Genomic DNA, 1,376 nt, shown 5'->3' with positions numbered 1-1,376 from the left:
TCGGGCGCGAACGGCAGCGAGGCCAGCATCGAAGGGGCGGACAGGGTGCCGTCGTCCGGTCCATACGGCACCCCGCGCGCGGCATAGCCGAACCGGCGTCGCGGCACCTGCGGCCGCGACGGCTGCGCGTCACTGGGGCCATCGCATGCCGACAGTCCCCAGCAGTGCTGGTTGTAGCCGGCAAACTCGTACGGATTGCGGCGTGCGTACTCGCGCTGGATCTGCACGGCGTTGACCGAATTGTGGAAGTAGTCCGAGCGCACCTGGCGCATGAAGCGGTCGCGGATGCCGCGAAAATCCAGCCATGCGTGCGAGAACTGGTGGATGAAAAGCGGGCCCGCATAGAGGAAGTCGTGCCCATACAGGTTTTCCCATTGGTAGGTGACGGTCCAGGCCTGGAATGCCGCGTCGGTCAGAGGATGGGTCGGTGAACCCAGGCCCAGCACATAAAGAAGAATGGCCTCGCTGTAGCCTTCCCAGCCGTAGTTCAGAAAGCCACCCTCGGGCTTCCAGCCGTGCACCACGGCCGCGCCGTCGCGCTGCGCCCAGCGCCAGTCGACCCGGTGGTAGAGGGCGTGCGCGAGCTCGCGCAGCTCGCTCTCGGTTGGGTCAGGGCCGGTGAAATAGGCTGCTGCGGTGAGCATGCCCGCCAGCAGCAGGGCGCTGTCGATCAGCGACACCTCGCAGGACCAGGTCCGGGTGCCGCTGTCCATGTGGAGGAAGTGGTAGTAGAAGCCGTGGCAGCCGGTCGATTCGGGGGTGCCGCTTTGGTCGCTGTGCCAGAAGAAGCGCAGCGCCGCCAGGCAGCGTTGCACGGCAGCGTCGCGCGTGATCCAGCCGCGCTCGACCGCCACCGGGTAGGCCGACAGCGCGAAGCCGACCGTGGCGATGCTCGAAGGCGAGTCGGGGCGCGAGGTGTCGGCCACGAGGCCGTTGACCGGGTTGGCGTGCTGAACGAAATAGTCGAACGCATGGCGCTGCAGGCGGTCAAGCATCGCATCGTCGTCAGGCGTCGGGGCTGACGCCGGCTCGGGCCATGCCGCATTCATGGCGGCGCCTTCGCTGCCTGTGCCAGCGCCGCATCGACGGTGGCTTGCGCCTCGTGCAGGATCTGTTGCAAATGCTCTGCACCTTTGAAGCTCTCGGCGTAGATCTTGTAGATGTCTTCGGTGCCTGACGGGCGGGCGGCATACCAGCCACTGGGGGCGCAGACCTTGATGCCGCCGATCGGCGCGCCATTGCCCGGTGCTTGGCTCAAGACCGCATCGATCTTTTCTCCAGCCAGTTCGGTTGCCGTGATCCGGGCTGGCGACAGCGCCGCGAGCTGCTGCTTTTGCCCTGGGGTCGCCGGGGCTTCGACGCGGTCGGCAGCCGGG

General features: G+C 67.2%; 1 protein-coding gene and 1 pseudogene. Both read right to left on the bottom strand.

The genetic code is table 11. The annotated features are described in order from the left end of the window. The coding region (locus tag QZH66_RS16145) for a glucoamylase family protein (RefSeq protein WP_305806905.1) at positions 1-1,049 on the bottom strand (1,049 nt) is incomplete at its 3' end. After that, a pseudogene (locus tag QZH66_RS16140) lies at positions 1,046-1,376 on the bottom strand (alpha-D-glucose phosphate-specific phosphoglucomutase); the annotation flags it as partial. The pseudogene QZH66_RS16140 and the gene QZH66_RS16145, both read right to left, overlap by 4 nt.

The sequence above is a fragment of the Stenotrophomonas sp. YIM B06876 genome, from assembly GCF_030711595.1.
Taxonomy (GTDB): domain Bacteria; phylum Pseudomonadota; class Gammaproteobacteria; order Xanthomonadales; family Xanthomonadaceae; genus Stenotrophomonas.
This window is presented reverse-complemented; position numbering and strand designations above follow the sequence as displayed.